This is a genomic window from Desulfoferrobacter suflitae, assembly GCF_022603395.1.
GTDB classification, from domain to species: domain Bacteria; phylum Desulfobacterota; class Syntrophobacteria; order Syntrophobacterales; family Syntrophobacteraceae; genus Desulfoferrobacter; species Desulfoferrobacter suflitae.
The window spans coordinates 400,414-422,164 of record NZ_JAIBKA010000001.1 but is presented as its reverse complement, the minus strand read 5'-3'; the positions used below and the strand labels follow the sequence as shown (position 1 = coordinate 422,164).

At 54.7% G+C, this 21,751-nt stretch carries 21 protein-coding genes; 12 read left to right on the top strand and 9 right to left on the bottom strand.

Translation table 11 applies throughout. The annotated features are described in order from the left end of the window. The first annotated feature begins 273 nt into the window (after positions 1-273). Positions 274-672, top strand: coding sequence for a hypothetical protein (locus K1V27_RS01970; RefSeq protein ID WP_258927844.1), 399 nt, complete (start codon positions 274-276; stop codon positions 670-672). A 224-nt stretch (positions 673-896) separates the two neighbouring features. Beyond that, complete coding sequence (locus K1V27_RS01965; protein ID WP_258927843.1) at positions 897-2,744, top strand: phosphoenolpyruvate carboxykinase (GTP); 1,848 nt, start codon at positions 897-899, stop codon at positions 2,742-2,744. Positions 2,745-2,759: 15 nt separating this feature from the next. Here K1V27_RS01965 and K1V27_RS01960 read toward each other — a convergent pair whose 3' ends face one another. Continuing rightward, positions 2,760-3,344 carry a YdbL family protein gene (locus tag K1V27_RS01960; protein WP_258927842.1) on the bottom strand — a complete coding sequence of 195 codons (585 nt, stop codon included), beginning with the start codon at positions 3,342-3,344 and terminating at the stop codon, positions 2,760-2,762. Then, positions 3,341-5,569, bottom strand: coding sequence for a hypothetical protein (locus K1V27_RS01955; RefSeq protein ID WP_258927841.1), 2,229 nt, complete (start codon positions 5,567-5,569; stop codon positions 3,341-3,343). Before K1V27_RS01955 ends, K1V27_RS01960 begins: the two co-directional genes overlap by 4 nt. 53 nt (positions 5,570-5,622) lie before the next feature. On the opposite strand from K1V27_RS01955, the gene K1V27_RS01950 reads away from it, so the two are divergent. Next, on the top strand, positions 5,623-5,967 hold the full coding sequence (locus tag K1V27_RS01950; RefSeq protein ID WP_258927840.1) for a YkgJ family cysteine cluster protein: 345 nt from the start codon (positions 5,623-5,625) through the stop codon (positions 5,965-5,967). Position 5,968: 1 nt separating this feature from the next. Here K1V27_RS01950 and K1V27_RS01945 read toward each other — a convergent pair whose 3' ends face one another. Continuing rightward, positions 5,969-6,178 (bottom strand): hypothetical protein, encoded by a 210-nt coding sequence (locus tag K1V27_RS01945; RefSeq protein WP_258927839.1) that lies wholly within the window; start codon positions 6,176-6,178, stop codon positions 5,969-5,971. 320 nt (positions 6,179-6,498) lie between these two features. On the opposite strand from K1V27_RS01945, the gene K1V27_RS01940 reads away from it, so the two are divergent. Continuing rightward, positions 6,499-6,708, top strand: coding sequence for a DUF2905 domain-containing protein (locus tag K1V27_RS01940; RefSeq protein WP_258927838.1), 210 nt, complete (start codon positions 6,499-6,501; stop codon positions 6,706-6,708). A gap of 3 nt (positions 6,709-6,711) precedes the next feature. Continuing rightward, a complete protein-coding gene (locus tag K1V27_RS01935; RefSeq protein WP_258927837.1) occupies positions 6,712-7,416 on the top strand; it encodes a WbqC family protein in 705 nt (234 codons plus the stop codon). A 73-nt stretch (positions 7,417-7,489) separates the two neighbouring features. On the opposite strand, the gene K1V27_RS01930 is transcribed toward K1V27_RS01935, so the two are convergent. Next, on the bottom strand, positions 7,490-8,962 hold the full coding sequence (locus K1V27_RS01930) for a DUF853 domain-containing protein (protein ID WP_258927836.1): 1,473 nt from the start codon (positions 8,960-8,962) through the stop codon (positions 7,490-7,492). Positions 8,963-9,137: 175 nt separating this feature from the next. Between K1V27_RS01930 and K1V27_RS01925 the strand changes: the two genes are divergently transcribed. Then, on the top strand, positions 9,138-10,160 hold the full coding sequence (locus K1V27_RS01925) for a glycoside hydrolase family 3 N-terminal domain-containing protein (RefSeq protein WP_258927835.1): 1,023 nt from the start codon (positions 9,138-9,140) through the stop codon (positions 10,158-10,160). Between the two features lie 144 nt (positions 10,161-10,304). On the opposite strand, the gene glyS is transcribed toward K1V27_RS01925, so the two are convergent. Both glyS and glyQ read right to left on the bottom strand, forming a co-directional pair. Continuing rightward, on the bottom strand, positions 10,305-12,377 hold the full coding sequence (gene glyS / locus K1V27_RS01920; protein WP_258927834.1) for a glycine--tRNA ligase subunit beta: 2,073 nt from the start codon (positions 12,375-12,377) through the stop codon (positions 10,305-10,307). Between the two features lie 21 nt (positions 12,378-12,398). After that, positions 12,399-13,274, bottom strand: a complete 876-nt coding sequence (gene glyQ / locus K1V27_RS01915; RefSeq protein WP_258927833.1) for a glycine--tRNA ligase subunit alpha — start codon at positions 13,272-13,274, stop codon at positions 12,399-12,401. A 368-nt stretch (positions 13,275-13,642) separates the two neighbouring features. On the opposite strand from glyQ, the gene K1V27_RS01910 reads away from it, so the two are divergent. From K1V27_RS01910 to K1V27_RS01900, 3 genes are read left to right on the top strand one after another with little or no spacing between them, the layout of a single operon-like run. Next, complete coding sequence (locus K1V27_RS01910) at positions 13,643-14,344, top strand: SagB/ThcOx family dehydrogenase (protein WP_258927832.1); 702 nt, start codon at positions 13,643-13,645, stop codon at positions 14,342-14,344. Positions 14,345-14,349: 5 nt separating this feature from the next. Further along, positions 14,350-14,928 (top strand): flavin reductase family protein, encoded by a 579-nt coding sequence (locus K1V27_RS01905; protein WP_258927831.1) that lies wholly within the window; start codon positions 14,350-14,352, stop codon positions 14,926-14,928. A gap of 3 nt (positions 14,929-14,931) precedes the next feature. Continuing rightward, positions 14,932-15,348 (top strand): secondary thiamine-phosphate synthase enzyme YjbQ, encoded by a 417-nt coding sequence (locus K1V27_RS01900; RefSeq protein WP_258927830.1) that lies wholly within the window; start codon positions 14,932-14,934, stop codon positions 15,346-15,348. A gap of 31 nt (positions 15,349-15,379) precedes the next feature. Here the strand turns inward: K1V27_RS01900 and K1V27_RS01895 are convergent, their stop codons facing one another. Beyond that, the gene (locus tag K1V27_RS01895) at positions 15,380-16,066 is read right to left on the bottom strand and encodes a Crp/Fnr family transcriptional regulator (RefSeq protein ID WP_258927829.1); all 687 of its coding nucleotides are present in this window, start codon (positions 16,064-16,066) and stop codon (positions 15,380-15,382) included. 286 nt (positions 16,067-16,352) lie between these two features. Here K1V27_RS01895 and hcp point away from each other — a divergent pair, with 286 nt between their 5' ends. From hcp to K1V27_RS01880, 3 genes are all read left to right on the top strand, one after another. Continuing rightward, positions 16,353-17,981, top strand: a complete 1,629-nt coding sequence (gene hcp / locus K1V27_RS01890; protein WP_353740511.1) for a hydroxylamine reductase — start codon at positions 16,353-16,355, stop codon at positions 17,979-17,981. Between the two features lie 141 nt (positions 17,982-18,122). Beyond that, the gene (locus tag K1V27_RS01885) at positions 18,123-18,848 is read left to right on the top strand and encodes an HD domain-containing protein (RefSeq protein ID WP_258927827.1); all 726 of its coding nucleotides are present in this window, start codon (positions 18,123-18,125) and stop codon (positions 18,846-18,848) included. A gap of 59 nt (positions 18,849-18,907) precedes the next feature. After that, positions 18,908-19,654: an ATP-binding protein gene (locus K1V27_RS01880; protein ID WP_258927826.1), complete on the top strand. Its 747-nt coding sequence runs from the start codon at positions 18,908-18,910 to the stop codon at positions 19,652-19,654. Between the two features lie 82 nt (positions 19,655-19,736). On the opposite strand, the gene K1V27_RS01875 is transcribed toward K1V27_RS01880, so the two are convergent. Both K1V27_RS01875 and K1V27_RS01870 read right to left on the bottom strand, forming a co-directional pair. Then, entirely contained in the window at positions 19,737-20,078 is a 342-nt protein-coding gene (locus K1V27_RS01875) for a DUF4405 domain-containing protein (RefSeq protein WP_258927825.1), read from the bottom strand. 181 nt (positions 20,079-20,259) lie between these two features. Further along, entirely contained in the window at positions 20,260-21,555 is a 1,296-nt protein-coding gene (locus K1V27_RS01870; RefSeq protein ID WP_258927824.1) for an MFS transporter, read from the bottom strand. Positions 21,556-21,751: the final 196 nt, after the last annotated feature.

The window sequence follows — 21,751 nt, the reverse complement described above, 5'->3', positions numbered from 1 at the left end:
AAACGAGTTTCATCCAATTGCTGTCGGCAAGTCAACCGAGTGAGCAGACAAAAGCCCGGGGTTATGATATTCAGCAGCAGTCTTAAGATATAGCAACCCTTGGCCGTGCACCATCCCGGCCAATGCCGGCATCCGGGATTATCAGCAGTGCCCGGCTCCGAGCCTGAGCCGGGGTGACGGTGGGAGGGATTTTTGAGACAGTTCCTGAGTGGGAAATAATTGTCCCACATTTCTTGCAGGCGACTCATGCCAGGATTTAAGGGGAGCTTTATCATGCATCGGAAAATGCTTTTGTTATTGCTTTTGCTCTCGGTCCTGAGGCCGTTTGAGACGGCATCCATGAGCCTGATGGAGACGCTGGTGCAAAAGGAGCTCAGTGGGTACCGCCAGGACAAATGGTGTGAAGAACATGGCGGGCTGGCTCGCCGGGTACTTGCCGACCAGACGCTCATCGACTGTCTGACGGAGACTCATGCCATCAAGTTCGAACCGGCTGCAAACTGGGACAGGGCTATCGGTCGCGCGCTTTTCTATGGGCTGAAGACGGACAAACGGGCGGGGCTTGTTCTTATATTTGAAAGAAAAGAAGATGATGCCTTCTGGCAAAGTATGAACCAGGTGATCAAGCACTTCAACCTTCCCATTGATGCGTGGAAGATAGGGCAACAATAATGCAGCCGCAACCTGAATCTCCCATCCGACCCGCTCATTGCTTATCTCTCCTTGACAGCGGTGACGGCACTTGCTACCAATTGAGGACAGATCTGAATCCATGGTCTTTGTTTCCTGCTGTTGGTGGGCAGCGCAGAACAACGCCTGCGGCGCGGCCGCCGGCTCAGCAGCCATGGTGAGTCGAACTGTCCGTTTGCGCAGATTGACTGCGCTGGAGAAAATCCATGAAAAATAGACCAATGACTGGTGCTCACACCAATTGCAGGCGGCTCCTCAACTGGATCAGGAGAACCGCCGAACACTGCAAGCCGGATCACATTCACATCTGCGACGGCAGTCGGGAAGAAAATGACCGGCTTTGCCGGCAGATGGTGGAGACCGGCACCTTCATCCGTCTCAATCCGGAAAAACGTCCCAACAGCTACCTGTGCCGCTCCGATCCGCGGGACGTAGCGCGTGTTGAGCATCGAACGTTCATTTGTTCCATCAACAAGGCCGATGCCGGGCCGACCAACAACTGGATGAATCCGGCCGAAATGAAGGACCGCCTCAACGCCCTGTCTGCGGGGTGTATGCGGGGTCGCACGATGTATGCCATTCCCTTCAGCATGGGGCCTTTGGGTTCTCGCATTGCGCAAATCGGGGTCGAGCTCACCGATTCTCCCTATGTGGTGACCAACATGCGCATCATGACCCGAATGGGTCAGGCGGTACTCGATGTTCTCGGCGAACGTGGGCCTTTTGTGCGCTGCGTTCACTCGGTCGGGGCCCCTCTGGAGCCGGGGCAAAAGGATGTTGCGTGGCCGTGTGATCCGGACAACACACACATCAGTCATTTTCCCGAAGAACGCATGATCTGGTCTTACGGCAGCGGGTACGGAGGCAATGCGCTGCTTGGCAAAAAGTGCCTCGCGTTGAGAATTGCTTCGGTGATGGCCAGAGACGAAGGCTGGCTGGCAGAGCACATGCTGATCATGGGTGTGCAGAATCCAAATGGAGAAAAGACTTACGTGGCCGCCGCTTTTCCCAGTGCGTGCGGCAAAACCAACTTTGCTATGCTGGTGCCTCCCAAAGCCTTCAAAGGCTGGAGAGTTTTCACCGTCGGGGATGATATTGCGTGGATTAAAGAGGGGCATGACGGCACTCTGCGGGCCATCAATCCGGAAGCCGGCTTTTTCGGGGTGGCTCCCGGCACCTCCATGAAATCGAACCCCAATGCCATGCTTTCATTGAATAAGGATTGTATTTTCACCAACGTTGCACTGACCGATGACGGCGACGTGTGGTGGGAGGGAATGACCGATGCGCCCCCGGCCCATCTAATCGACTGGCGGGGACAGGACTGGACCCCGGACTGCGGGCGCCTGGCTGCTCACCCCAATGCACGCTTTACTGCGCCCATCCGGCTGTGCCCGACATTCGATCCGGAATGGGACAATCCCGAGGGTGTTCCCATACGGGCCCTTATTTTCGGTGGGCGGATGAGCAAGAATATACCGCTGGTCTTCCAGGCCTACAATTGGACCCACGGGGTGTACCTGGCAGCCACCATGGGCTCCGAGGCCACAGCGGCGGCCGAAGGGCAGCCGCCGGTGCGCTGGGACCCGATGGCCATGCTTCCCTTTTGCGGCTATAACATGGCCGACTACTGGAATCACTGGATGAATGTGGGACGGCATCTGCAGGACCCGCCGCGCATTTTTCGTGTCAACTGGTTTCGCCGGGATGACAAGGGCCGTTTCCTGTGGCCGGGATTCGGAGAAAACATGCGGGTGCTCAAATGGATCATCGATCGCGTGCAGGGCCGAGGCTACGGCGTCGAAAGTCCGATCGGTTACATGCCCAGGCACAGAGACATCCACTGGCAGGGGCTCGACTTCGATCCGGAAACCTTCTATGAACTCATGTCGGTGTCGCGCGAAGCGGCCGCTCAGGAGGCGAGGGCGCACGAAGAGCTGTTCGACATGTTTTACGACCGCCTGCCGAAGGAATTTGTGCACCTCCGTGAGCTCCTGAAATCACGCCTGTGGCGGTCTCCGGAAAAATGGGAGCTGGCCAGGGAGATTGTCTGATTGCCCGGCTGATGTTTACTTACTCACCCACTGCCCCGGCGCTTTTTCTACCTTCCAGCCGGGCCGGGCGGTCTGTTGCCACTCACCGGCAAAAATGGACTCAATTCGATTCAGTTGTCCGGCATCGAGATTCAACGCGCGCGCTATCTCTTGATAGAGCTGCTTGCGATCTCTATTTTCAGCCTCCACCAGACGGTTCACGGCGGCTTTCTGTTTCATGTCCAGGCTGCCCGATGCAACAATTCGGACATATCCGTTATTGCTCTCGCCGATAATTCCCTGATCGAAAAATGGAGCAAGCTGCCCAGCGCGCTGCTTCAATCGTTCTTTCACGGCGCGGATGGCGGCGTTGGAAACGGTGGTTTCCGCTTGTGCATGGGCGTCGCGGGGAACAAAGAAACGGACCAAAGCAAACAGCTGATTCCCGAGGAAGCTCTGCGGCGCTGTTTGCTCTGTCTGGCCGCGCACTTCGCCCACAATCTCCTCCGCTGTTTTGCGAACCTCTTCGGCGGGGAAGTAGATGTTGACCGTGACGCAAGAAAACAGCCCCAATAAGATCATAAGAGGAATGATTTTCTTCCATTTGACAGTGACTGTCATTTTCCTTCTCCTTGTCTTGGTGGGTCGTCCTGCTCCGCGGTTCGATTGATCCGTTCAAGCCTGCGAATCATATCGTTCCAGGAAATGCGGTTGTTAGTCTGCTGATTGATCACATTAACGCCGGTCAATCCTCGTTTGACCAAATACTCCGTGGCATCTTCCTCGATCAGGCCTCTGATGGTGAAAAAGTCATTTTGAAGTATACAGCGGATGCCGATTTTTTGGTATGAAAAGTCTTTAAAGAAGGTCCCAATCACTCCCCCCGCCAGTCCCATGAACGGCGATTCCCCCCCGCCCAGTGCGGTCAGATTTTCCAAAGCCACCAGACTGATCCGCTGCGCAACCCCCGGCTGAGGAACGGATTCCAGCAGGAGGTCGAAGGCCACCGGCGTGCCATAGCTGATTTGCAGGTCGTTGACCTGACCCTTGAGGCGCCCGGTGATTTCTCCGAAATCGGTCAAATGGGTCAATTCCCGCAGGTCCACATCCTGCCAGAAGGCACTCAAGGAAATGACGCGACCGGGGGCCAGCGGCCTGTCAATCAGCAGGTTTTCAACCCTGAGGTCGCCGGAAAGGACCTCCATGTCGATTGTATCCAGGCATTCCAAACGGTTCTTATCAAGCCTGAAGGTCAGCTTCGGTGAAGTCAAGGCAGCGTCCGGTTTAATTTCCCACAGATATTCCAGGATGGGCCGCAAACCCAGTCCATTGGCGAGGATCACCAACAGCCCGCTTCTATCCGGGAGCCAGGCATTGTTCAGCTCCAGGCGGTTGATTTTGAGCTGATCCTTACCGATGGGCAGGGTCACATCATTGAGCAGTTTCCATCCGTTTTTTGGAGCTTCAAACACCATGGTCAACGAGTCGGTGTTCAACCAGGGGAGTTTGATGTTATCCAGTTGAACAAGGCCTTTCCTCCCATCCCGTGGGTCTTTCGAGGGGGCAACCGAGATCGGGGCAAACCAAAAGGGAAAATCACAGTTTATCGTGACGGGATCGGCAAGGTAGTCCGGGTGAAAGAACGACACATCTTCCAACCGGAAAGACCCGCGCACTTCGGGCTCCGCCAGACTGCCCTCGAGGCTTGCCTGGCTTCTCCAGCGGCCATCCAGCTGCATCCCCTGCAATGCCGGGTAGACTTCTCCAAAGGGGTCTTTTATCCATTTGTTCCAGGCGGTTCCAACGGAGTGGGGCGGAGAAATGCAGACAAAGTCCAGTCCCGACAAGTCCGGCAGATCGGCAATGGAACCTTTGCACCGGACTGACCAGATAGGTTCCAGGAGGATGCTCAAGTTACTCACGGACAACTTTGTCAGACCGTCAAACAGCAAATTCATCTCAAGGTTCAGAGGCGTCTCGGTGAAATCAAGGTACATTTTGTCTGCGAGCATTTCTCCGGTTGTGAGGCGGAGGTGGCCTTCGACATTTCCCGTGTCGTGAGCCAGGTCCCAGGAGCCTTTCATGTCCAGGGAAACAGCAAGATTCTCGGCTGCGTAAGCAAACGAGGGGTCTTGAAATCTACCGGCGGAAACCTTCACTGTTCCGGCAAATTTCAACTGATCGGAAGTGGGCATGGTCAGCTCTAATTTCATGCCGGTCGGAGCATTCACAGAGAAATCCTCTGCCAGGTCAAACAGTCGAGCCAGCGTAGCTCCCATGGGCAAGTCAGAACCGTCGACATGGAGAAAGCCGCCTTGGCGGCCGATCGGTAAAGCACCGCGGCCTCGTATGATGCCTGACGGCGGGAGATGGATCTCACAGGCTTCGACGGTCAGCCGGTTATCCTCGCCATTCCAGGAGACCCTGGCAGTTGCGGTCAGATTTTCCAGCGCGATGCGCTGCAAGGGGCTGTTTCCTGAAAAACTGAGTTTCTTGATGCGGCATTCCTTCAGTTCAAAGAATTTTGACTTTTCACTGAATTCGACTGATATGAGCGCGGAAAGATTGTCAAAACGCAGGGCTCCCCATTGGAATGACAGTTTTTCGATGGCAAAGGTGTCGATGGGTGATGTGTGGCCCCAAGGGTCGTTCGGTGCTCGGACCGGCAGCAGGTGAGGGAGAGCGCGGCAGTTGTTTGCGATCGAGCTTGCTGCCGCGGAAACCGTCCAGCCGGCCGAGGTGAGCAGAACACACAGTACAATGCCCCGGACGATTGTATGGCGGGTGATGGTGGTCAAGGTCTTGAAAAATTGTGCTGACCGGTATAGTTTGCTGCGAAATTTCAAAACAATCGCTGCACTCCTTATGTTACGCAGAGAGACAATGAAGGAGGGAACTGTTGGACATCAACGACATCTACGATCTCATACCCGGTTTCCAGTGCCTTCCGGGGTGCACCGAGTGCTGCCGCAATTTCGGGGTCCCGTCCAGGACCCGGATCGAGGACGAGCGGATTAAGAATTATTTGCAGTCAATAGGTGCGGCAGTTGGGGAGGCGCAGGGAACGACTTGCCCGTATGTCTGCCACAGTGGCTGCCGCATCTATCCGGTGCGCCCTCTAACCTGTCGGCTCTACGGCACGTCTCCCAACAGTCTGTGTCAGCTGGGGGCAAGACCGGTGCGCCTGCTGCATGCCGATGAAGAAGCGGAAATCTACCACCTGTACCAGACTTACTTTTTTTGATTCATTTTGCTGCGCGCTCGCCTCGGGTTCGGTAGTTGGGCTCATCGCCGGCCAGCCCCACCAGGGCCAGCTGGCCGCCGCATTGCGTGCAGAAAGTCTTTTCTACAGCCCGCAGCGCATCGGTGACATAGTCTCCCAGATGAATGATGTCCCCATCCAGGTACAAAGAAACGCCGCATTCGAGGCACATGCATTCAACTTCTTTGCTCATACGACTTCCTTCGGATAAACGATGACTCTCATGCCGGAGCCATTTGGAACCGTCTCTTGATTTTCTCAACTCTCAATGATTTTATTACAAGTGAAATCGCCACGTTTAGGCATCAATCGGCGGCCGTCAGAAAACACCTGCAGCCCACAGTGCGAAAGGAGCCACGGGGTTTGATGATGGCAACCGATGCCCAGCTGTTTTCTGGTTATGGGGGCAGGCGTTGCCCTCTGCCACTGTGAGCACAAACAATTTAAAGAAATTTGTTTCCGTCGGCAACCCGGAATGTTTGCCGCATTCGGGGAAAGGATGTTGTCCGCATCATGCAGAAAGCGCTCATCGTCCTTGGCATCGTCATCCTGATCGTTGGAGTTCTATGGCCGTGGCTGGGTAGAATTCCTCTGGGGCGTTTGCCCGGCGACATCGTGGTGAACAGGCCCAACTTAAAGGTCTTTATCCCGATAACCAGCATGATACTGTTGAGTGTCGTTGTTTCGCTGGTTTTTTGGATCATCCGAATATTGCGCAAATAGATCATGATCATAGCCGCAAACCAGCCGTACTTTTGCCCGTTCTCGGGCTTTTTTTACAAGCTGCAGCGCTGCGATGTGTTTGTGATCCTCGACACTGTACAGTTCCCGCGGGGAACCACCTGGATTACCAGAAATCGCTTTAAGAACGACCAGGGCACTCTGTGGATGACCATACCCGTTTGGAAAAAAGGGTTGGGGATGCAGCGCATCAGCGATGTCAAGATTTGCTATGAGGGTCGCTGGCAACACAAGCACAGGGAGAGCCTTCGCAGCGCCTACGCCCACGCTCCCTATTTCGCCGACCATGTTGGAATTCTTGATGAAATATTTACCTGCCAGCACCTGACAATGCTGGAGTGCAACCTGGCGATCATCAGGTACCTGGTGCATGCCCTCGAGATCGACTCCAAGATCATGCTGCTGTCGGAATTGGGCATTCATGCGCGCGGCAATCGCCTTCTCGTGGAAATGTGCAAGGTGCTGGGAAGCTCTGTGTACTTGACTCAGACCGCCGCGGCAAAATATATCGACACAGGGGAGTTTGATGCTGCCGGCATCCGGCTTGATTTTTTCAAGTATCCTGCACCGATCTACCCGCAACTCTGGGGCGATTTCATTCCCAACCTTTCTGCCTTCGATCTGCTCTTCAATTGCGGACCGAAGGCCCAAGATATCCTGTTCGGCTCAGCTTCGGCCAGAACCGATTAGTTTGCTGTGGGACCGAGAGGGTTGAAGGGAGCCGGTCGGAAGACGACGCTCTGTTGCCCGGGTCGGCACTTCATTATCCTTTCTTGAAGATTGAGCCCAAAATGCCGCGCACTATTTGTCGCCCCAGTTGACTGCCGATGCTTCGGGCCACGCTCTTGGCCATCGCTTCTGCGAGACCCTGGCGATTGCTCCTGGGAGATGAAGCGGATCGTCCGGTGCCGGCATAGCGCTCTTCCCGCAAACCTTCCAGAGCCGCTGCCTCTTTGGCACGTGCCAGCAACATTTCATGGGCCGATTGCCGGTCCACTGTGTGATCATACTTGCTACGCACCGGACTGTTGAGCATGCTCGTCTGTCGCTCGGCGTCCGTTATCACCCCAAGCCGGGACATGGGAGGGCGGATCATGGCGCGTTCTACCATCCCCGGTCGGCCCTGTTCATCGAGCAGCGAAACCAGAGCTTCTCCCACCCCCAACTGCGTGATCGCCTCGCTCACGTTGAGCTTGGGATTGACTCTGAAGGTTTCGGCGGCGGCTCGCACCGCCCTCTGTTCCCGCGGAGTGAAGGCGCGCAGGGCATGTTGTATGCGGTTTCCCAGCTGCCCAAGGACGGCGTCGGGAATATCCAACGGATTTTGGGTGACAAAATAGATGCCCACCCCCTTGGATCGGATCAGCCTCACTACTTGTTCTATCTTGTCAACCAGTGCTCTGGGCGCATCATCGAACAGCAAGTGTGCTTCATCAAAGAAGAAAACCAGCCTGGGCTGGTCCAAATCTCCTACTTCCGGAAGTTCTTCAAACAGCTCCGCCATAAGCCACAGCAGCAAGGTCGCATAGGCCCTGGGGTTGTGCATGAGCTGGTCGGCCGCCAGGATGCTGATGACGCCGTTGCCGTAAAAATCGGTGATCATCAGGTCGTTGAGCTCCAGTGCGGGTTCCCCAAAGAAACGGTCGCCTCCCTGCTGCTCCAGGGTGAGCAGCTTGCGCTGAATGGTTCCGATGGAAGCCGAGTGCACGCGCCCGTAATTTTGCGAAAAGCTTTTGCTCTGCTCGGAAATGTAATTGAGAACGGCCCTCAAGTCCTTAAAATCCAGAAGCAATAGCCCCTCATCATCGGCGGCTTTGAAGGCGATGTTGATGACGCCCTCCTGGGTATCGTTCAGATCGAGCAGACGCGCCAGCAACAGCGGACCCATGTCGGAAACGGTGGTTCTGACCGGGTGCCCGCGCTGTCCAAACAGGTCCCAAAACAGCGTGGGGAATGCACGCTGTTGAAAATCCGCCATGCCCACTTTTTGTGCTCTTGCCAGTATTTTCGGTTTCGGTTCTCCCGCCTGGCTGATTCCGGCAAGATCTCCCTTAACATCGGCGAGAAATACCGGTACACCCTGGCTGGAGAATCCTTCCGCCATGATTTGCAGGGTCACGGTCTTGCCCGTGCCCGTCGCTCCCGCAATCAGCCCATGCCGGTTGGCGCGCACCAGCGGCAGATGCAGGGAACTCTCTCCCAGGCCAATGAAAATACTGTGGTTTTTATCATGCATCGAATACCTTCCTCACAATTGCTCTGAGTGGTTCAATCTGTTACATTGTCTCGGCCATTTCGGCCGCGGCATCAGCGTTTGACGGGGACTGCTGCACTTTGTCAGAGACTATACCAGGTTTTGACCAAGTCAAATCGAAATTTTTCGGCGCATTGCGGATTACAGGGAGAAGACTTTGCTCATTAGAACCGGACTGAATTCACAGGCAGGCATACATCTTCTTGTGGGGTTTCGCGGCTTGAGGCTGGAGGATGAACTCAAATGGATCATCCAGGAGTTTCAAGTGGCGGGCATCGTGCTGTACAGCCGAAACATTGAAAGCCGCGAACAGCTGCTCGAGTTGCTGGAAGGTGCCCAAAGGTTTGCCCGGGAGGCTCTGGGGCGTTCGTTATTAGTGGCCATCGACCAGGAGGGAGGGCCGGTTCAACGCTTAGTGCTTCCTTTCACGCAACTTCCTTCGGCCCACAGTCTGGCCGTCGAGGGCCATCGGGCGGTCAGGGAATGGAGCCGCAGGGCGGCATTGGATCTCAGGCAGTGTGGAATTCAGATCAACTTTGCGCCGGTTTTGGACGTTCTTCCGGAGGAGCAAGATCATTTCATGCGGGAGCGCTGCCTGGGATCTGATCCGCATCGGGTGGCGGAGCTTGGCAAACTATGGATAGAAACGCTGCAGACAAACGGCGTTTCGGCAACGGCAAAACACTATCCCGGTCTGGGGCTTGCCGAATCCGATCCGCATTATTTCGCGCCGGTCATCCGTTGGCAGAGCCAGGGTGACATGGAAAGGGCGCTGTTGCCGTTTGAGAAGGCCGTCAGGGCGGGAGTTCACTGTGTCATGACATCGCACGCCCGCTATCCGTCCCTCGACCCCGATTGGCCGGCAACCCTGTCGCCCATCATCAATGTTGAATGGCTGCGCAACAGGCTTGCTTTCAGGCAGGTGTTGTTCAGCGACGACCTGGATATGGAAGCAGCCTCCGGCCATTACTCGTGGGATGAAATCATACGGCAGGGGATGCGATCAACCATTGATTTTTTTCTCCTGTGTCAAAAGCCCGACAATATCGAACCGTTGTACTCAGCGCTTTACGATGCTCTTCGAGGAGGGAATCTCATATTGGACCTGGCACGCCAGTCCCTGCAGCGCATCAGCAGGCTGTTTGCACGGCATGGAGCGGCATTGCCCCTGGATGCTTAGAGGGTAGTTGCCGGAGGAGCGGCTTTCCTCCTGCTGCCGACTCTTGTGGGCTTGCGCGGGGGTAATGGGCGAAACGGCCCGATTGAGGCCGGCAAAGTTCTGCCGGGATTCGTCCCGCCGGCGGCGTGACGAATCCCCACAAAGCTACGTGGTTTGGATTTTTCGGAAGTCTCCGACCCTGGCGAATAAATCATGGATCTGTGTCAGCAGAGCCAAACGATTGCGGCGAACGGCTTCGTCCTTGTCCATTACCAGCACCGAGTCAAAGAAAGCGTCTATGGGTTCTTTAAGTTTAGCCATGGCCGCCAGTGCACCGTCATAGTCGGATCGATCCATGCACCCGGAGACAAGTCCTGCCGTGGTCTGCAATGCGTCAAACAGGTCTTTTTCTGCATTGCCGCTGAACAGTTGAGGACTCACGGGGGTAGTTTCGGGTTCCTTGATGATATTCACTACTCTCTTGAATGCGGTGGCAAGACTTTCGAAATCCGCACGGTTCTTGAAAGCGGCAAGCGCTCTGGCACGCGCGACTGCATCCACCAGATCATCCATTCCAGCAGTCAGAGAGGCATCCACGGCATCAGCGGCAAAGCCTTGCTGGCTGACCAGCCAATGCTGCAATCTGCCGGAAAAGAAATCCAGTACACCCTCTTTTACTGTTTCTGCCGGTTCGGTCATGTGGGACTTTAGCAGGGGCAGCGCTTGATCGACCAGTTGCCCAAGGGATATGCGAAACGGTTTTTCCAGAATGATGCGGATGATACCCAGGGTCTGCCGGCGCAGGGCAAAGGGATCGGCGGTTCCTGTGGGAATGAGTCCGACTCCGAAGCAACCCACGATGGTATCCATCTTATCTGCAATGCTGAGCAATGCGCCTTCCACCTTCCGGGGGATCGGCCCGCCGGCCCGCACGGGAAGATAGTGCTCGAAAACAGCCTCCGCCACCGCCTGCGGTTCACCCTGCAAGCGCGCATAGGCTCGTCCCATAACTCCCTGCAGTTCAGGAAACTCCCCGACCATGCCGGTGACCAAATCCGCCTTGCATAAGAAAGCTGCCCGCAGCAGGGTATCGAGTGAATCGGGGGCCAACTGTTCTCCCAGCCAGCGTGCCAGTGCCGTAAAGCGGCCGACTTTTTCCCAACTGGTGCCAAGCTTGGAGTGAAAGACAACGTTTTTCAGTTCTTCAGCACGCTTATCCAACGGAACCTTCTGGTCTTCTTCGTAATAGAAACGGGCATCCTCGAGGCGCGCGCGCACTACGCGGGCGTTGCCTGCAGCAACCAGCTTCGGATCGCGCGGGATGGTGTTGGCAACCGTTACAAAATAATGCAGCAGGTTCCCCTGAGCATCGGTCACGGCAAAATAGCGTTGATGTTTCTTGATCACCGTAATCAGAAGCTCGGGCGGAAGTTGCAGATAGCGTTGTTCGAATTCTCCCAGCAGAGGTTCGGGGTACTCAACCAATTGGGTCACCTCATCCAGCAGTTCGTCGTCTTCCAGGATTAACCCGCCTACCTTGGCCGCTGTCTCCTTGATGCCCCGGCGGATCGCCTCCCTGCGCTCTTGCATGTCCGCCATGACAAAGTGCTTCTTCAAATTTTCCATATGGTTTTTATAGCCGGTTACGGGAATCCATTGGGGACTCATGAAGCGATGCCCAAAGGATTGATTCCCGCTCACGATATCGCCGTAGCGGCACTTCAACGTCTCTTCCCCGAAAAGTCCCGTGATCCAGTGCAAAGGGCGGGTGTACGTCACACTGAGACTGGCCCAGCGCATCGACTTGGGAAAGGGAATATGGGCAATGAAATCCGGCAGCATCCTCTCCAGATGATCCCTGGTCGGAAGCCCTGCCTCTTCACGCACGATGCAAAGATATTCTCCCTTGGAGGTCTCCTTGAACTGTATCTCTTCGAGTGTTACCCCTTGACCGCGGGCAAATCCTTCGGCCGCTTTGGTAGGACGTCCTTCGGGATCGTAAGCCACATTCTTGGGGGGACCGATGATTTCGGTGGCATAGGGTTCCTGTTGGGCCGCCACGTTCGGTATGAACAGTATCAACCGCCTGGGAGTCCCGGTGGTGTATGGTTGGTCATGTCCGATGCGGTTTTCATCCAGAAAGCGCACCATCTGGGTCGCCATTGCTTCCAATGCTGGCTGGATATAACTGGTTGGAATTTCTTCACTTCCTAGTTCAAGATACAAATCTTTTCCCACGATTCCCTCCAAGGCTTACTGCTAATCCCATTTGTTGAGCAGCGGAAATCCCATTTGTTCGCGTTGCGCCACGTAATCATGCGCCGTGAGTCGCGCCAGGTTGCGAACCCGCGCGATGTAATTGGTGCGCTCCGTCACGCTGATGGCCCCTCTGGCATCCAGCAAATTGAAAGTATGAGAACACTTCAGGCAATAGTCGTAGCACGGCAGAACCAGCCCGCGTTCGTGCATCCTGAGGGATTCGGCTTCATACATGTTGAAGAGCTGCAGCAGCATGTCAACATCGGCCTGCTCAAAATTATAGTGGCACCACTCCACCTCACCTCGATGGTGCACGTCGCCGTAGGTCACCTTGCCGTTCCAGATCAGATCGTAGACATTGTCAATGCCCTGCAGGTACATGGCGATGCGCTCAAGTCCATAGGTGAGCTCAAGACTGACGGGGCTCAAAGCTATGCCGCCAACCTGCTGGAAATAAGTGAACTGGGTAATTTCCATGCCGTCCAGCCACACTTCCCATCCCAGCCCGGAAGCTCCAAGGGTGGGGGATTCCCAGTCATCCTCGACAAACCGAATGTCGTGGTCGAGTGGATCAATTCCGAAGCTTTTCAGGCTTTCCAGGTACAGACCCTGCGAATCGGGTGGAGACGGTTTGATGATGACCTGATATTGGTAATAGTGTTGAAGTCGGTTGGGGTTTTCCCCGTAACGGCCGTCGGTCGGGCGTCTTGAAGGTTCTACATAGGCCACCTTATAAGGTTCGGGACCCAACACGCGCAGGAACGTAGCCGGGTTGAAGGTGCCGGCGCCAACTTCCAGATCATATGGCTGCTGAACGACGCACCCGCGCTCAGACCAGAATTTATCTAATGCAAGGATCAATTCCTGGAACGTCATAAAAGGCTCCTTTGAAAAATTGCCAGATGCTCTCAATCGATTTGATAATCTTCTGGCAGCGTGATATGAGCACTCATAAACTCATCGATTTCCGAAATTAGCTGTAAAATTTGGTATCTATTCATTGAATAGAGTCGATGTCAAGGGAAATTAACCGGATCGAAGAAGGCCTGTGGAGACGCGCTGCCATGAGGACGGCAAGCCTTTCGACAACTGCTTTCAACGCAGCAAAGGCGGCCCCATGGCAGTGCATTGTTGGTATTGCGCGGGACAAAATCCGGTTTGTCATGCAAATCCCTCTTGCGCTATTGTGAAGTACACGGCAACTGGAGTGAGTGGTATGAAGTGGCATGAAACGGAGGTATGGCATGAAAGGGTTAGTCAACTGCCATGCTCTGGTTGGCATGATGCTGCCCGGCCTGGTTTTGTTGCCCATGGTCGCCGGTGCAACAGGGGCTGAGCGGGGGAGGGACAAAATGATCGACTTGCCGGAAGCGTTAATGGAAAGCTCTGTATCCGTCGAAGAGGCCCTGGTCAAACGGAGGTCGGAGAGGCATTATGCCGCCACCGCCATGAAATTGCAGGACATTGCGCAACTGCTGTGGGCTGCTCAAGGGCTGACCGGCCGCACGGGCTATAGAACCGCCCCTTCGGCCGGTGCGCTGTATCCGCTGGAGGTCTATGTGGTGGCCGGGAACGTCGAGGGACTCGCCACCGGCGTTTACCGGTATCAGCCGGTCCAACATCGGCTGCTGCAAATGGTCAGTGGCGATTTGCGCGCAGATTTGACGGCTGCAGCCCTGGGACAATCCTGTATTCGCAATGCACCCGCCTGCATTGTGGTTGCGGCGGTGTATGAGAGAGCCACTCGAAAGTATCGCGAGCGGGGTATTCGCTATGTTCATATGGAGGCGGGCCACGCCGCACAAAATGTATACCTGCAGGCCGCGGCACTTGATCTGGGAACCGTTGTCATCGGGGCGTTCCATGATGAGAAAGTGCAACGGATACTCGAATTGCCGGATGATGTGACGCCGCTCGTCATCATGCCGGTTGGAAAAAGGAGATAGATGCCATGAAAAAAATCACTATGGGGCCGAAGACATTGCTTTTTCCCATGCCGGCCTGTCTGATCGGAGCCCGCGTAGACGGCAAGTCCAATTTCATGACCGCCGCCTGGTGCGGCATTGCCAACAGTAATCCGCCCATGTTGACGGTGGGCATTCAGCACCATCGCCACACCTACAAAGGCATTCGCCAGAATGACACCTTTTCAGTGAATATTCCTTCTGAAAACCTGGTGAAGGAAACCGATTACTGCGGGATCGTCTCCGGAGCCCAAGACGATAAGACCGAGACCTGCCGATTCACGGTGTTCTATGGAAAACTGAAAACAGCTCCTCTCATCGTGGAATGCCCGGTCAATCTCGAATGCCAAATGCTCCACATGCTTAATCTGGGCAGCCACGCGTTGCTTGTCGGGCTCATTGAAGAGACCCATGTGTCGGTGGAGTGCATGCAGGACGGCGAGCCCGATGCCCGCAAGGTGAGGCCCATCATTTATGGTGGAGGCGCCCAGAAGACTTATTTCAGCCTGGGCGAGCCGCTCGCTCCGGCATTCAAAATCGGCAAGGCACTGAAGAACAGGGAATAGGCCATGAAATCATACCGCAAAGAACTCTGGTTCAATGTCCCCACGCGACGGGCTTTTATCAACATTACCGGCCAGGTGCAGGACTGCCTTGGAGAAAGCGGTATCACGGAAGGCCTGGTGCTGTGCAACGCCATGCACATCACTGCTTCGGTTTTCATTAACGATGACGAATCCGGGCTGCACCAGGACTACGATGAATGGCTGGAGCGGCTGGCGCCCCATGCGCCGGTTGCGCAATATCGCCACAATGTGGGAGAAGATAATGCCGATGCCCATATGAAAAGGCAGATCATGGGGCGTGAAGTGGTGGTGGCGGTTACCGCCGGCCAACTCGACCTGGGCACGTGGGAGCGCATATTCTATGGAGAATTCGATGGGCGCAGGCGCAAGCGCGTTCTCGTTAAAATTATTGGAGAATAGTGAAATCTCGATGCACTGAAAAGCTTTGAGGTCAACCAACGAGCTTCTCCCCGGCGGCCAAATCTTCCAGAGCCTCGCGATCGACTATTGTGATTTTGGGGCCCTGGACCTCAATCAATTGCATCTGATTCATTTTGCCCAGAATACGTGAAAGCGTCTCGGGGATAGTTCCCAGCAAGCTGGCCAACTGCCCTTTGGTGATGTTCAGGTTGAAGGCATCCGATTTGCCCTGCTGTTCACTCAGGTAAAGCAGGTACACGGCCAGTCTGCCCGGGACTTCCTTGAGCGAGAGGTCTTCGATGAGGTGGGTGAACTGCCTCAGCCTCCTGGACAACACGGCCAGCATATTCATGGCCAGTGATGGCTCCTGTTGGATCAATTCCACGAAAGAATTCCTGGGGAAAAAGAGCACCGCTGCGTCGTCCAGAGCTTCAGCGTGTGCCGGGAAGCTGCCCCCCGAAAAGACCGGTACTTCGGCAAAGCATTCTCCCGGGCCGAAGATGTGGAGAATCTGCTCTTTGCCTTCCAGAGATAGCTTATAGATCTTTACCCGCCCCGAAACGGTGACATAGAACCCGTCTGCCTGGGCACCCTCCAGGAATATGGTCTCGCCTCGTTTGAACTGCTGCGTGAGGACAATACTTGCAACTTCCTCCAGCTGTGTTTCGGGGAGGCCTTCAAAGAGAGCAACCTTCGCGATCTGTTCTGCCAGGCTCATTCGATCCTCCAAAATGGGTGTGCTCCATAAATAATCCCACCGCTTGATTTATGTCAAAGCGAATTCACTGCCGAACAGCTACAGTACAATTAACGGACTAAAGGGCCTCTGGTCCTGCTGATGAAAATACGCGACGGTCCGCGCAAAGATTTTTGGAAAAATGATTTTCTTGATTTAAATCAAGGAGCTTTTGCCAAGTCGTGATTATGTTAGTCGCAACAACGCAGACAGGTTGAGGCCAAATCAAGCATAGAACCAAAGCGCAGGAAAGGAGATGATCATGTCCATGTTTTGTTATCAGTGTGAACAAACGGCCAAGGGTGAAGGATGCACCAAAATCGGGGTGTGCGGCAAGCAACCGGACACGGCGACTCTGCAGGATCTCCTGGTTTATGCTCTCAAGGGGCTGGCGCTCTACGCCACAGAAGGTCGCAAAGTCGGCGTCAACGATAAAGCGGTTAATGTATTTACCTGCGAGGCTCTGTTTTCCACCCTGACCAATGTGAATTTTGATTCCGAACGCTTTGTCGGTTTGATCCAGCGCACCGTTGAATTGCGCGATGCACTGAAGGAAAAAGTCAAGGCGGCGGGCGGCAAGGTTGATTTTGCCGAAGATGCGGCCAATTTCAAACCCGAAGGCAGTATTTCAGGACTGCTCGCCCAGGGTGAAAAAGTCGGTTTGATGTCTGATCCCGACCTCGATCCGGACATTCGCTCCCTGCAGCACACCCTGTTGTTCGGTGTCAAAGGAATCTCCGCTTACGCCGACCATGCGCACATTCTGGGATACGACGATGATGCCATCTACGCTTTTGTGCATGAAGGACTGGCAGCGACGCTGCGCAAGGACCTCACTCTGAACGACTGGCTGGCATTGGTGCTCAAGTGCGGCGAAGTCAATCTCACGACAATGGAGCTGCTCGACAAAGCCAACACGAGCACCTACGGTCATCCCGTTCCAACCAAAGTTCCATTGGGACACAAGGAAGGCAAAGCGATTCTCATATCCGGTCATGACCTTAAGGATCTGGAAGAGCTGTTGAAACAAACCGAAGGTAAAGGCATCTACGTGTATACGCATGGTGAGATGCTGCCGACTCACGGCTACCCTGAACTGAAAAAATATCCTCATTTTTACGGTCATTACGGCACCGCCTGGCAGAATCAGCAGAGGGAGTTCAGCCAGTTTCCGGGCGCTATCCTGATGACCACCAACTGCATACAAAGGCCTCAGGGGGCCTATCAGCAAAACATTTTCACCACGGGCCTGGTGGGATGGCCGGAGGTGACCCACATCAAGAACCGCGACTTCACTCCGGTAATTGAACGGGCTCTGGCTCTACCCGGCTATCAAGAGACGAGCAATGGCAAGACGGTGACGGTCGGTTTTGGCCATAATACGGTTCTTGGTGTTGCCGATACGGTCATTGAGGCAGTAAAAAATAAGGACATTCGCCACTTTTTCCTGGTCGCAGGCTGTGACGGTGCCAAGCCCGGCCGCAACTATTACACGGAATTTGTCGAAAAAGTTCCCAAGGACTGCGTGGTGCTCACCCTGGCCTGCGGTAAGTTCCGGTTCTTCGACAAGGAGCTGGGCGCCATCGGACCATTGCCGCGCCTGATGGATGTTGGCCAGTGTAATGACGCATACTCCGCCATTCAGATAGCGGTGGCTCTGGCCAAAGCCTTCAATGTGGGGGTCAATGATCTGCCGCTCTCCTTGATTTTGTCCTGGTACGAACAAAAAGCCGTCGCTATTCTTCTCACCCTGCTGCACCTGGGGATCAAGGATATTCGGTTGGGACCGTCATTGCCCGCGTTCACCAGCCCGAATGTACTGGATGTGCTGGTGAAAAATTTCGACATAAAGCCCATCACCACGCCCGAGGAAGATTTGAAAGCCATTCTGGGGTAGTCGGAGAAACCGCCGGGCCTGATACCACGGAGAAGCGAGGAGCGGTAACGGACGGGATCAGTCATGTTGCATCGACGGATCTTCTTCTTTTGGCTCCGGCTCTCCGTGTCAGAACGGAAAAAATCTTAGGAGGTAAATGCGATGAGATGTCCCGGACAAGACAGCCGGTTTTGGGAAGCGGGAGCTATTTTTGAGGAAAAATGTCCCCAATGTGGGCATGAGGTCGAATTCTTTAAGGATGAATCTTCCAGAAGATGCAAGAAGTGTGGGCATAAGTTTGTCAACCCCAAGATGGATTTCGGATGTGCCTCTTACTGTAAATTTGCCGAGCAGTGCCTGGGAGATCTTCCTCCCGAGCTCATGGCGCAAAGAGATGATTTGCTCAAGGATCGGGTCGCCATCGAGATGAAAAAATACTTCAAGAAAGACTTCAAGCGTATAGGCCATGCCACCAAAGTGGCACGATATGCAGAGCAGATTGTCAAGCAAGAGGGGGGTGATCCGGCCATTGTGCTTCCGGCAAGCTACCTGCACGATATCGGGATTAAGGAAGCTGAGCGCAAGTACAACAGCACTGCGGCCCGCTATCAGGAAGAGGAAGGGCCGCCCATTGCCCGGGAAATTCTGACGGCACTCGGGGCAAGACAAGATTTGATTGAAGAAGTGTGCGACATCATCGCCCATCACCACCATCCGCGCGCTGAAGAGACGCTCAATTTCAAGATTCTCTACGATGCCGATCTGATCGTCAACCTTGAGGAAAATCACAAAGATCAGCCACTCAGTCGGGAGAAACTGGAAAAAATAATAGAGAAGAGCTTCTTTACCGACACCGGCAAACGGCTTGCCCGGGAGAACCTTTTGTAGTGCAGAGCACCAGTGGTGCTCAAATCATGACGTAAATCGATACAGTAGGAGTGAAGATAATGGCAACGCGAAAGATTGTGGAAATCAATGAAGAGCTTTGTGACGGCTGCGGGCAGTGCGTTCTTTCCTGCGCTGAGGGCGCTATTGAGGTGATCGATGGTAAGGCGCGGATTGTGAAAGACTCTTATTGTGACGGCCTTGGGGCGTGTCTGGGTGAATGCCCTCAAGGTGCTTTAACAATCATAGAACGGGAGGCTGAGGAGTTTGATCCTGAGGCTGTGGAAGAGTACCTGAAGGAGAAGGAACAGCGTCAGAAGGCGGCGGAGAGCCCCATGCCGTGCGGTTGTCCATCCAGCCAGATACAGATGTTTGAAGCAAGCTGCAAACAAGCTGACGAGCCTGCCCGTCACACGGGTGGTCGGTCCGCACTGAGCCATTGGCCGGTGCAAATCAGATTGGTTCCCGCCAAAGCTCCTTTTCTCAGAGGAGCCCATCTGTTGGTGGCGGCGGACTGTGCTCCCGTTGCCTATCCCAATTTCCACAGGGATTTTGTGGAGGGCAGAGTTGTCCTGCTGGGATGCCCCAAGTTTGACGACGCCCGGGAATACGTGGAAAAATTTGCTGAAATATTCAGGATCGCCAATGTGCAGAGTGTGACCGTGCTTGACATGGAGGTGCCGTGCTGTTCAGCGCTTCCGGCCATTGTCCAGAAGGGCATGGAGGCTTCCGCCAAGTCCATCCCGATGGAGGAGGTTACCGTGAGTGTGCGCGGAGAGGTGCTCAAACGCAGGCAATCCGCCGCCTAAAGCAGAGTGCATGTTGGCTGCGGAGGCAGGAAGTCCACGGCAAGAGCAGGTGGGTCCTCTTCTGTGGTGAAACCCTTGATTGTCAGAAGCGGACTACCAGCCAGGCGACGAACAGAACGATCAACCACGCGCCGGCCATGGCCACTAAAGCTTTCTTCCAGTAGTCGCCCACATAGCTCCTGGTGGTTTGCACAATCCAGGTCCAGTTCAGCCAGAGGTGGATTGCCAGCAATACTAAAAAAAAGAGTGAAAGGTATAAGTGGATATCGCCCCAATCGTGGCGGTGCAATCCCAGGAAATATTTGCTCTCCGCTGCCTGTCTGCCCGAAGGGATGACGAAAGCCATTAATAGGCCGATGATGGCAATGGATGTCAGAACAATGAACATCAACACATCGGTGAAGTACTTCAGATCCTTTTTCATGAGCTCCTCCCAAATTTTGCTGAAAGACGGTCCGGGAATGGGCCCGGGTGCTTTCAGTCTTTCGGGTGTACCCCGGAATCCTGCAATCATGCGGTTTTTTGGATTCCTGCCGCGTGGGCGGTGGTGCGTCGCAATGACGTGCGACCCCGGTATTTTCGGTCCGTTTCCTGGACGCTTGGCATTAACCTCCGGCTTCTCCAGGCTCTGGGACGGATGCGGCATCGATCTCAGCAGCCAGGCGGCGTCCTTCCTCTTCATCGACAAAGTACAGAATACACCCGCCGCAAAGAAAAAGCAGGCTGATAGAGAGTATTGAATATCGCGGGTCACCACCCAATAGACTCACCCAGCCCATCAACAGTGGACCTATGACCGCGGCGAACTTGCCAAGCATGTTGTAGAAGCCGAAGAACTCGGCTGCCTGCCCACGAGGAATGATGCGCGCATAAAACGATCTGCTGAGCGACTGCACTCCGCCCTGCACCAGGCCCACCACCACGGCCAAAATGTAAAATTCCGATTCCCGCTGCATGAAATAGCCGTAAATCGTTACTCCCAGATAGACCACCAGAGCAATATAGATGCCGGTTTTGGACCCCAGCCGTTCTCCCAGCTTGCCAAAGACGATGGCGGATGGAAATCCCACAAACTGGGTGAGCAGAAGCGCAGTGAGTAGACTCTGGGAAGAAAACCCAAGGGAGAGTCCATAGTCTACCGCCATGCGGATGATGGTGTCCACGCCGTCAATGTAGAGCCAGTAGCCTATGAGAAAAAGAAATGCGACGCGCAGCTTGCGGATTTTCCCGAACGTTGAGCGAAGTTGCCGGAAGCCTTCAATTACGACAGCTTTTCCGACCTTTCTTCCTCTACTTTTGGGCTCCTTCACAAAGAAAAAGATAGGCAGTGAGAACACAGCCCACCAGACGGCCACTGTCACGAAAGAAACGCGTACCGCCTGAGTCGCATCGGCGAGTCCGAAACTGTGAGGCATCAGTGTCATGAGGACATTGGCAGCGAAAAGCAATCCACCGCCGAGATATCCAAGAGCGAATCCCAAGCCGGACACGAAATCCAGTTTATCTTGCGTTGCTACAATCACGATCAGTGAATCGTAGAAGATATTGCCGCCGGAAAATCCAACAGCAGCCAGCGCGTAAATCAGGACGGCGAGCTCCCAGTCACCCTGCGCCACAAAATAGAGCGACCCCGTCATGACAATGCCCATGGAGGCAAAGTAGAATAGAAACTTTTTCCTGGAGCTGCCGCGGTCGGCTATGGCCCCGAGGATCGGGGCCATGAGCGCTATGATGATACTGGCCGCGGAGTTTGCGGCTCCAAGGTGGAAGGTGCTCAGTGTGACTTCGCGCCCGGCGCTCCAGTACTGTTTGAAGAACACGGGGAAAAATCCCGCCATGACGGTTGTGGCAAAAGCCGAGTTGGCCCAGTCGTAAAAGGCCCACGAAACAATTTTTTTCATGCTGCTGATATCACTGTTGCAATTGAGTACCTTCCGCTCCTGAGAATGCGCGGCCGTGAGGGACGCGAGCCCGTTCCCGTCGGGCTCGCCCGGTAAACTACTGCGGAATTCGTCTGGATGGAAGAAAAAAAGTCTTTTGAACGATTCACGGAAGCCCGCACGGCCAGTGTGCAACCGTGGTACACAAGTGGCTCGG

Coding starts and splice junctions, on each gene's coding strand:
- K1V27_RS01970 (WP_258927844.1), top strand. CDS start 274: ATGCATCGGAAAATGCTTTTGTTATTGCTTTTGCTCTCGGTCCTGAGG.
- K1V27_RS01965 (WP_258927843.1), top strand. CDS start 897: ATGAAAAATAGACCAATGACTGGTGCTCACACCAATTGCAGGCGGCTC.
- K1V27_RS01960 (WP_258927842.1), bottom strand. CDS start 3,344: ATGACAGTCACTGTCAAATGGAAGAAAATCATTCCTCTTATGATCTTA.
- K1V27_RS01945 (WP_258927839.1), bottom strand. CDS start 6,178: ATGAGCAAAGAAGTTGAATGCATGTGCCTCGAATGCGGCGTTTCTTTG.
- K1V27_RS01940 (WP_258927838.1), top strand. CDS start 6,499: ATGCAGAAAGCGCTCATCGTCCTTGGCATCGTCATCCTGATCGTTGGA.
- K1V27_RS01935 (WP_258927837.1), top strand. CDS start 6,712: ATGATCATAGCCGCAAACCAGCCGTACTTTTGCCCGTTCTCGGGCTTT.
- K1V27_RS01930 (WP_258927836.1), bottom strand. CDS start 8,962: ATGCATGATAAAAACCACAGTATTTTCATTGGCCTGGGAGAGAGTTCC.
- glyQ (WP_258927833.1), bottom strand. CDS start 13,274: ATGACGTTCCAGGAATTGATCCTTGCATTAGATAAATTCTGGTCTGAG.
- K1V27_RS01910 (WP_258927832.1), top strand. CDS start 13,643: ATGAAAGGGTTAGTCAACTGCCATGCTCTGGTTGGCATGATGCTGCCC.
- K1V27_RS01905 (WP_258927831.1), top strand. CDS start 14,350: ATGAAAAAAATCACTATGGGGCCGAAGACATTGCTTTTTCCCATGCCG.
- K1V27_RS01900 (WP_258927830.1), top strand. CDS start 14,932: ATGAAATCATACCGCAAAGAACTCTGGTTCAATGTCCCCACGCGACGG.
- K1V27_RS01895 (WP_258927829.1), bottom strand. CDS start 16,066: ATGAGCCTGGCAGAACAGATCGCGAAGGTTGCTCTCTTTGAAGGCCTC.
- hcp (WP_353740511.1), top strand. CDS start 16,353: ATGTTTTGTTATCAGTGTGAACAAACGGCCAAGGGTGAAGGATGCACC.
- K1V27_RS01885 (WP_258927827.1), top strand. CDS start 18,123: ATGAGATGTCCCGGACAAGACAGCCGGTTTTGGGAAGCGGGAGCTATT.
- K1V27_RS01880 (WP_258927826.1), top strand. CDS start 18,908: ATGGCAACGCGAAAGATTGTGGAAATCAATGAAGAGCTTTGTGACGGC.
- K1V27_RS01875 (WP_258927825.1), bottom strand. CDS start 20,078: ATGAAAAAGGATCTGAAGTACTTCACCGATGTGTTGATGTTCATTGTT.
- K1V27_RS01870 (WP_258927824.1), bottom strand. CDS start 21,555: ATGAAAAAAATTGTTTCGTGGGCCTTTTACGACTGGGCCAACTCGGCT.